Source organism: Okeania sp. SIO2F5, from assembly GCF_010692685.1.
Classification (GTDB): Bacteria; Cyanobacteriota; Cyanobacteriia; order Cyanobacteriales; family Microcoleaceae; genus Okeania; species Okeania hirsuta.
Genome location: NZ_JAAHGU010000238.1, coordinates 1 through 5,949 on the forward strand (window position 1 = coordinate 1; position 5,949 = coordinate 5,949).

The window sequence follows — 5,949 nt, forward strand, 5'->3', positions numbered from 1 at the left end:
AGATATAAGTCAACTATTTCTATCAAGTTGGGTATTTGTTCTCCATGCCAACCTAACCATAGTGGTTTACTTTTGGGTGAATCTAATTGTTGAACTCGAATTACAGACAACTTTTGATGGGCAAGTTGTCTAAAATGTAATTGATGCCAAGCTATGATCTGAAGCTTTCCTAGTTTGGAATGTTCCACTTCCACCTTCAGGTCTTCTGTTCTCCATGTTTGCTGGTCATTGAGTTTAAATTTATCCCCATGTAATCGAGGACGGCCACGACCATCATAACCAATTGGTTCACCATAAAAGCATCGATTGGAACTTAAGCGCATTAATTGTACGCAAGGAATGTCTAAAGTTTGTTTCAAAAAGGATGCACAGCCATATTGACTATCCACAACCACTATAGCTCTTGGTTCAAGGTGAGAACAAACTTTTCTTAACTGTTCGCTTAACTTACTAATGGCAGTATCATAACTATTTATTCTCTCGTTAAATAAACTTAATGCCCAACTACCGTTTTCTTCTGGAATGTAAGCCAATGTACTATATCCAAAACCTACCCCTATAGGTTTATTGACTCCTATTCTACCTGGAGTATGTTCATAAGTTCTTTCTTGAAGGGTAACTGCGTCAGGTCGCAACCAAGCACTATGATCTCCTACCAATAATGGTCTTTGATTCTTCCCTATTTGGTTGATATAAACTTCCATCAATTTGTCTCGTGACGGATGACAGTCTTCTAGAGCTTCGTAAACACTATGCCATCGTCGGCGAAATACTGGAGACAAAGATAATTCCGCTAAAGAACTGGGATTTTGAGTTAAGATTGCTGCATCAGCAAGTTCAAACACAGCATCCCTTGCATTTCCCAATAGATGATAAACTTGAGAACGAAATGATTTTAACTTGTAATCAGGCATTTTGGCAAGATAATTTTTGTTTAATGCCTGATTTTACCTCAAATTTACCTACCACAGAATTGCCGGATTAGAAGTTAAACAAGTAATACTAAATAGTATGATAGTTAGTAGGCAATTTGCCAAAATCTTCAATTAATCTCAAATCTTGTTTCTCAAATCTGTTGATTGTTTAAATTTTTTGAATCCTTTCTTTGATTGTATCTTCAACTATTTAGTCTAAACTCCAGTTCTAAACGTTGTTGAGCCACCTTGACATCTTCTTGAGCTATCTCTAATCGACTTTCAACAGCCTTTAATTGTTCTGTCTCAATCTTTAATAACTGCTTGCTCACCTCCAAATCTTCTTGAGCAACAGCAAGGCGACTTTCAACAGCCTTTAATTGTTGCTGTTGTACTTGTAACTGTTGTTGAGCAATGTTCACTTCTTCAGGACGAGGAGTAGACAACAAACGGTTAAGATTAGCTGTTGCTTTCTCAATTTCAGCTTTTTGACGGTTAATTTGTTCTTGTTTGACTAACAGATCATTTTCTGTTGGAGTTTCACGATGAAGTTGACTAGATGGTTCAATTTCAGCAATTACAGTCCCCGCTTCTATCCATTCTCCATCACCTCCATCAATATTAACTTTGGTAATTCTGCCAGAAATATCTGCTTGAATTTCTCGTTGTTTATGGGTTAGGAGTTCAATCGCTCCTCCAGGACGATATCGATAGGGTAAAGACAGAATAAATCCTGCTCCAATCACAAATCCAATTTTAAGAGTTGTTGTCAGAAAATTAAATGAATGATTTTTCTTTTTTAAAGTAATTGCTCCAGGGGCAAGTTGAACTGATGGCGATAGATCAGGAACAATTCTGGAAGGAGTGACAGAATCAGTATTTTCAGTATTTGTTTTTTTATTCATTCTTAACCACCATCTCACTATACTACTGATAATAAAAACTAAGATTAAAGCTCCAATTCCTCGGTAATTATGAATAAGTATTTTAGCTCCAATAGCTACTGCAAGCAGAAGTAATACCCAAAACAAAATTACCATTACAGAATAAATTTGTAAGGCGAAAATTTTATGCCCAGACAAACTGAATGGAATTGGGCGATCTTTTAACCTCATATTAGTTACAAGACTAGCATCTTCTAGCAATCTAGGCGATCGCAAATAGGTCGATAACCAAAAATAGCCATCAGATTTCCAGCATGGATTTCCATGAATAGCAAAACTAAAAAGAGAAATTTGAGACAAAATCAGAAAAAAAGCGGATAGTTCTGGTTGAGTCGTTCGCCAGCCAAACCATAGCAAAATTGTGATTGAAAAAATTAACAGTCGAGATAATAAAGGTGCTGCAAAAATCCAAAGTAACTGTTGATGGCGAAGTTGCCATCGATTAGGCATTTCCAAATAGAATACTGGAAAAAATCCGAATATAAATTTAATGCCTACAACTGAACTGATTCCTCCATAATATGTATATACAATCCCAGCCATTAACTTACTTATAAATTTAATAGTCAATAAATTTATTCCTAATTTACCTAACACAGAAAGAGGAATAGTGGTGTTTTTTATATCCTGCAAAAAAATATGTCGGTTATTGATAATTGTTAGGATTGCTATACCTAAAAGAGGAAAAATAGCATAGATAAAATGACGGAAAGGAAACCCCAAATTTGCCAGCCCTCTGAGCAGATAATTAGGATTGAATAGTGGCAAATGATAGGGTTGATGGATATATTTTGATTTATAGATGACCTGAGTTGAATCTACTATTGTGATACAGATAATCCAGCTTGATATCAGCTCCTTGAACCCATAAATTAGCTAAAAGATGGTTTAATTGAGTTAACCCTGACTGATTTTGAATATTACTGGGTAGAGCAAGATGTGGGTGTTCGCGCAAAATATCTCGAACAAAGCCTGTAAGATTCCTGTTAGGTCCAACTTCTACAAAAGTGCGAATTCCTTGTTTATAGCAAGCCTCAATTGTATCAGAAAACCGAACTTGAGCAGACCACTGTTGGGTTGCTAACTCCCGAATAGCTTCGGGTTCAAGCGGGAACCGATCTGCGATCGCACAACTGTAGAGAGTTGTCTCCCCAGGGCTAACTTCTAAGCGGTTGTAAAATGCTCGAAAAGCAGAACTAATCGGTGCAAAACGGGGAGTATGATATGCTCTGTCAAAGGGAAGACGAGTACAGATAGCTCCAAATTTCTGTAATCGTTCTTGGACATCTTGGATAATTTCTTCATCTCCAAAGAGAATCGTTTGATTTGGGCAGTTATTGATTGCCAGGTAAAGCTGTCCTTGATATTTAGTAACTAAGGTATCAATAGCTGATATATCTACCGCTCCTACATTCAACAAAACCCCTTTCGGAATTCGATCAGCCGCAACTAATGCTCGATAAATATAGTTGAGATAGCGCATATTTTCTCCCAATAGGTGACGACTGTTGAGACGTACTGTTCCAGAGGCAATCAGGGCAGAATTTTCCCCTGTACTATGGCCTACCATTACAGTCGCTTTGACTCCTAGGTGTTTGAGCAGCTCGTGCATCGCCAAATTGGCAGTAAACACAGTTTATGAAGCTAAATCCATCTGAAATAGCTGTTTTTGAGCCATTTGTTGCTCTGCCTGAGTCAAACTTGTAGGAGGCGGAAAAATGAAATGACTGGGAGGAATATCTCGGGAGGGTGCAAAGGTTTGATCTAAAAAGTCAAACCAAGAACGCACTATAGGAAAATGTAAACATAAGTCTGCCAACATATTAGGATATTGAGATCCTTCTCCAGGGAACAAAAAGGCTATACGCTCTTGTTCGGCTAGATTGCCTCCTGTTGCATAGTAAATCCCATTTCGGTTGGGGAAAGACTCAGAGGCTGAAGTCAGTTTCTCTAGGGTTAGAGTCAGTTTCCGTTGCAAGTCTGAATAAATTCTTAGCCACAACTGCTAAACGTTCTTGACCCTGACGCTGTAGGGGATTAAGGGTACGAACCAATCCGGCTAGATCAATTTGAGGTTGTGCCTCAATCACCTGCTGCACCTGCTGAATTTTTTCGATCCTACCGTGGAGACTTTCCCAAGCTATCATTTTTTTCTAAGGGTGTCGCAATACCTAAAATGGTTTCAGCCAAACTATTAAGGGATTTGACCCTGGTCAACTTGTCCATCTGAGTTTTTATTCCATTGGCAAACGCTCCAGGCAATTGCTTTTGCAAGGCACCCAGGATTTCCACCCGTTTAATTGAGTCAATACCAAGCTCGGCTTCTAGATCTTGCTCCAATCCCAGCATTTCAGCAGGATAACCGGTGCGATCGCTCACTAAGCTCACCAATATTTGTTCCAAGGTAGCTCGGTCTAGGGTTGACTCTTGGGTGGGTTGAGTCACAGCTACTTGACTAGAAGCAGAGGATATGATATCAGGAGATGGAGCGGGTGGGGCAACTGTAACCGGAATTTCTGGTGCTTTTGGCACATCCTTGACAGTATCTGCTACTCTAACATCTTGTTTTGGTTCTGGTTCTGGCTCCTGATGTAATTGTTGAGTGCTATAACTTTTTGCATTTCCAGAAAAGTCTGAAGCTGTAGGAGTCGTTTTTAAGGGAGATATTGTGGGGCTAGAAACCTGGGATATATTATGTTTTGGAGCATTCAATACAGGAGGAGCTAAGGGCTGTGCTTGTGTTCCTGAGAGAAACTGATACATAACCTGTTCTTGAAGATTGAGGAATTGGCGCATCGTTTCTTGGTAAGCTTGATACGCTGCTAGCCGTTCTGAAGTGAGTTGAGGCTGTTGACTGGCTTTAGCTTTAACAGGTTGAGGATTAGCTACAGTGGGTTTTAAAGGATATGACCAATTAGGGTTTTGACCGATCCGATAGCACAGGAGTTCGGCGCTGCCTGATTCGTGACTAATGTCCTTAACAATGTCTCCAATTCAGCGCGATCGCCAGCGACAGTTCCAGTTCCATGAGCCTCATAGAGAGCTAATGTATTTGGAGAAAATCCGGCTTTGCGATAAGCACGATTCACCGCCCGCTGTTGTCCTGTAGAAAGGGGAGCTGTTAGCCCTAGTGCTTTACCATCACTAGAACTAGCAACAGCTTTAATTATGCCGTAGATTCGGTCCCCATCCCTCTCAGCATCAGCCAACCGCTTCAGAACGACAATTGCAATGCCCTCACTAATAACTATTCCGTCTGCTTCCCGGTCGAAAGTACGGGCTTTCCCTTGAGGAGAAAGAGCTTGGGTTTTACTAAAACATAGGTAAGCAAAGGGGCTTTGGCAGGTATCTACTCCCCCAGCAATTGCCACATTACAACGCCCCGTTTCCAGTTGCTGAACTGCTAAATCAATGGTAGCTAGGGAGGAAGCACAAGCAGCGTCCACAGTGAAATTGCTGCCCCCAAAATTAAAACGGTTAGTAACTCGTCCGGCAATCACATTTAGTAATAGCCCAGGAAAGGATTCTTCTGTCCATTCTGGCAATCTTTCCTTTGTCTGTTCTGTAACTTCCCCGACAAACCTTGGTATTTCCGAACGGGTGGCATACTGTTGACCTAAATCAGCAATTCCTCCACCAGCTCCCAAGATGACGCTAGTATTTTCCCGATCAAAGTTACGATTTGCATACCCTGCATTTTCTAAAACTCGTAGCACTGCTTCTAATGTCAACAATTGTAGAGGTTCGATGGATTTGAGTGACTTTGGAGGAATACCAAATTCCAGGGGATCGAATGGAACATCGTCTAAAAATCCCCCCCATTTGGAATAAACTTTATCGCGAGCATGGCGATTTGAATCATAGTATAATCGCCAATCCCAACGATAACTAGGAATTTCAGTAATTGCGTATCCACTCAATATGATGGGGTAGGCAATTATGATAGCTGCCAAGACCAGCCAAGGGAATTAATAGAAGAGCGATCGTCAATAATAGTTGCCAGAGAGGGAATATTTCTGGTCTGAGAAATGCGATCGCGTACATATTCAAAAAAGCAAGGGTCCCAGCTTGCGAGTAGTAGCAACAAGGGA

Annotated in this window: 7 protein-coding genes; all 7 read right to left on the bottom strand. The window is 40.4% G+C overall.

Annotated elements, in window-relative coordinates:
• On the bottom strand, nt 1–914 hold a 914-nt coding region (locus F6K27_RS32095), incomplete at its 3' end, for a transposase (RefSeq protein WP_287279905.1).
• Nucleotides 915–1,117: 203 nt separating this feature from the next.
• The gene (locus F6K27_RS32100) at nt 1,118–2,308 is read right to left on the bottom strand and encodes a hypothetical protein (RefSeq protein ID WP_287300959.1); all 1,191 of its coding nucleotides are present in this window, start codon (nt 2,306–2,308) and stop codon (nt 1,118–1,120) included.
• 346 nt (nt 2,309–2,654) lie between these two features.
• Nucleotides 2,655–3,491, bottom strand: a complete 837-nt coding sequence (locus F6K27_RS32105) for an acyltransferase domain-containing protein (RefSeq protein WP_287279908.1) — start codon at nt 3,489–3,491, stop codon at nt 2,655–2,657.
• A 3-nt stretch (nt 3,492–3,494) separates the two neighbouring features.
• Entirely contained in the window at nt 3,495–3,836 is a 342-nt protein-coding gene (locus F6K27_RS32110; RefSeq protein WP_287279910.1) for a hypothetical protein, read from the bottom strand.
• Entirely contained in the window at nt 3,787–4,005 is a 219-nt protein-coding gene (locus tag F6K27_RS32115; RefSeq protein ID WP_287279912.1) for a hypothetical protein, read from the bottom strand. The genes F6K27_RS32110 and F6K27_RS32115 overlap by 50 nt, the downstream gene beginning before the upstream one ends.
• Entirely contained in the window at nt 3,977–4,654 is a 678-nt protein-coding gene (locus F6K27_RS32120) for a phosphopantetheine-binding protein (protein ID WP_287279914.1), read from the bottom strand. The genes F6K27_RS32115 and F6K27_RS32120 overlap by 29 nt, the downstream gene beginning before the upstream one ends.
• 101 nt (nt 4,655–4,755) lie before the next feature.
• Entirely contained in the window at nt 4,756–5,778 is a 1,023-nt protein-coding gene (locus tag F6K27_RS32125) for a polyketide synthase (protein ID WP_287300960.1), read from the bottom strand.
• Nucleotides 5,779–5,949: the final 171 nt, after the last annotated feature.

Excerpts from the sequence above, each read along its gene's own strand:
- F6K27_RS32100 (WP_287300959.1), bottom strand. The coding sequence starts at position 2,308 with ATGCCTAATCGATGGCAACTTCGCCATCAACAGTTACTTTGGATTTTT.
- F6K27_RS32115 (WP_287279912.1), bottom strand. The coding sequence starts at position 4,005 with ATGATAGCTTGGGAAAGTCTCCACGGTAGGATCGAAAAAATTCAGCAG.
- F6K27_RS32120 (WP_287279914.1), bottom strand. The coding sequence starts at position 4,654 with ATGCGCCAATTCCTCAATCTTCAAGAACAGGTTATGTATCAGTTTCTC.